2 protein-coding genes and 1 pseudogene are annotated in these 2139 nt (G+C 64.7%); all 3 read left to right on the top strand.

What is annotated here, in order from left to right; all coding sequences use genetic code 11:
* Nucleotides 1–250, top strand: a 250-nt coding sequence (locus EN742_RS32705; protein WP_148670437.1) for a winged helix-turn-helix domain-containing protein, incomplete at its 5' end; no start/stop codon positions are given.
* 49 nt (nucleotides 251–299) lie between these two features.
* Complete coding sequence (locus EN742_RS32700) at nucleotides 300–1715, top strand: ATP-binding protein (RefSeq protein ID WP_126058696.1); 1416 nt, start codon at nucleotides 300–302, stop codon at nucleotides 1713–1715.
* 220 nt (nucleotides 1716–1935) lie between these two features.
* A pseudogene (locus EN742_RS32695) lies at nucleotides 1936–2139 on the top strand (glycosyltransferase family 1 protein); the annotation flags it as partial.

The raw sequence follows: 2139 nt of genomic DNA, 5'->3' as shown, positions 1-2139 counted from the left end.
ACGCGAGCTGAAGCGCGGCGGCGAGGCGCTGAAGCTGACCGACCGCGAGCAGGAGATCCTGGCGATCTTTGCCGCGCGCGCGGGCGAGACCATTCCGCGCCATGAACTGGTCGGTGACGAGTCCGACGTCGGCGAGCGCACCATCGATGTCCAGATCAATCGCTTGCGCCGCAAGATCGAGCGCGATCCGTCCAACCCGGTCTGGCTGCAGACGGTGCGCGGTATTGGGTATCGGCTCAGCGTGGAATAGAATATTCCTGAGGCCCTTGCTGAACGGCCGTTGACGAGCGGAAGGGCAGATGGCGACCACGCAACTGGAAAGGCCGGGAAATGACGGCTTGAGCGATCGCGCCATGCGGATGCTGAAAGCCATGCCGCGCGCCTGGAACCGGTTCTGGCGCCTGGTTGCGCTTTACATGCCGAAACGGCTCTACGCCCGCTCGCTGATCATCGTCATCGCTCCGATGATCCTCTTGCAGTCGGTCGTCGCCTTCGTCTTCATGGAACGCCACTGGCAGACCGTGACGCAGCGCCTATCGCAAGCGACCGTACGCGACATCGCCGCCATTATTGACATGATGGAGGCCTATCCGCACGATGCCGACTACGCCAACATCATCCGCATCGCCCAGGACAGGATGCAGCTCAAGGTCGATCTTCTGCCGCCCGACCCACTGCCGCCGCCCGGGCCGAAACCGTTCTTCTCAATCCTCGATGAGGCTCTGTCGTCCGAGATCACCAGGCAGATCAACAGGCCGTTCTGGATCGACACCGTCGGCAACTCCAACATCGTCGAAGTCCGCGTCCAGTTGGAAGGCAAGGTGCTGCGCGTCTTCGTGCGCCGCAGCCAGGCCTATGCCTCCAACACCCACATCTTCCTGATCTGGATGGTTGGCACTTCGCTGGTCCTCCTGATGATTGCCATCCCCTTCCTGCGCAATCAGATCCGGCCGATCCTGACGCTCGCCGAGGCCGCCGAAAGCTTTGGCAAGGGCCGGCCGATGCCGCGCGATTTCCGCCCGCGCGGCGCCGAGGAGGTGCGGCGCGCCGGCTTTGCCTTCATCCAGATGCGCGAGCGCATCGAGCGCCAGATCGAACAGCGCACCGCCATGCTGACCGGCGTCAGCCATGACCTCAGGACCATCCTCACCCGCTTCAAGCTGCAGCTGGCTCTGGCCGGCGGCAAGGCCGAAACCAAGGCGGCGCTCGACCAGGATATCGACGACATGCAGTCGATGCTGGAAGGCTATCTCGCCTTCGCCCGCGGCGAGGCCTCGGAGGACCCCGGCCGTTTCGATCTCGACACCTATTTCCAGAAGCTCGGCGAAGAGGCCACGCTGCGCAAATGCAAGCTGTCGACCACGCTCGTCGGCGACCCACACGTGCATGTACGGCCGAACGCCTTCGCCCGGCTGCTGTCCAACGTCATCGGCAATGCCTTCCGCTACGCAAGGACGGTGGAGATCAACGCCGACCACAGAAGCGGCTCGCTTCTGGTTACCATCGACGACGACGGGCCGGGCATCCCGCGGGAAAAGCGCGAGGAGGTGTTCAAGCCCTTCCTGCGCCTCGACGAGGCGCGCAATCTCGACGCCAGCGGCACCGGCCTTGGCCTCTCCATCGCCCGCGACATCGCCCGCAGCCATGGCGGCGACATCACGCTGGAGGATAGTCCTCTCGGCGGCCTGCGCGCGGTGATCAGGGTTCCTGCCTGAAGCGAAGCCACGCTTCTCAGAAATACCGGCTTCATCCGCGCGTCATGAAACCATGGTGAAGAGCGCGCATGAAACGCGCGACTACGGTTGATTCGGCCATGCCGCCCCGATTCGAGCCCGTGCCCTCAAGGGGGCGCTGGAGCGAGGCGCCGGCTGCCGCCTGGCCGCCGTTCCGGCATCGCATCACGGGGAAAGACGACCTTTTCGGCAAAGGGGCGCCATGCGCATATTGATGGTCACCGACGCCTGGCGCCCGCAAGTCAACGGCGTCGTCCACACGCTGGAGCGGCTCGCCGAAACGCTGAAAGCCTTCGACGTCGAGCTGGATTTCCTGACCCCCAACATCTTCCGCACCCTGCCGCTGCCGACCTATCCCGACATCCGGCTGGCGCTGACGACGCCCGGCCATGTCGCGCGGCTGATC

The sequence above is a fragment of the Mesorhizobium sp. M4A.F.Ca.ET.020.02.1.1 genome, from assembly GCF_004022645.1.
Lineage (GTDB): Bacteria > Pseudomonadota > Alphaproteobacteria > Rhizobiales > Rhizobiaceae > Mesorhizobium.
The sequence above is the reverse complement of the archived record's forward strand: the minus strand, read 5'-3'. Positions and strand labels throughout refer to the sequence as shown.

Excerpts from the sequence above, each read along its gene's own strand:
- EN742_RS32700 (WP_126058696.1), top strand. The coding sequence starts at position 300 with ATGGCGACCACGCAACTGGAAAGGCCGGGAAATGACGGCTTGAGCGAT.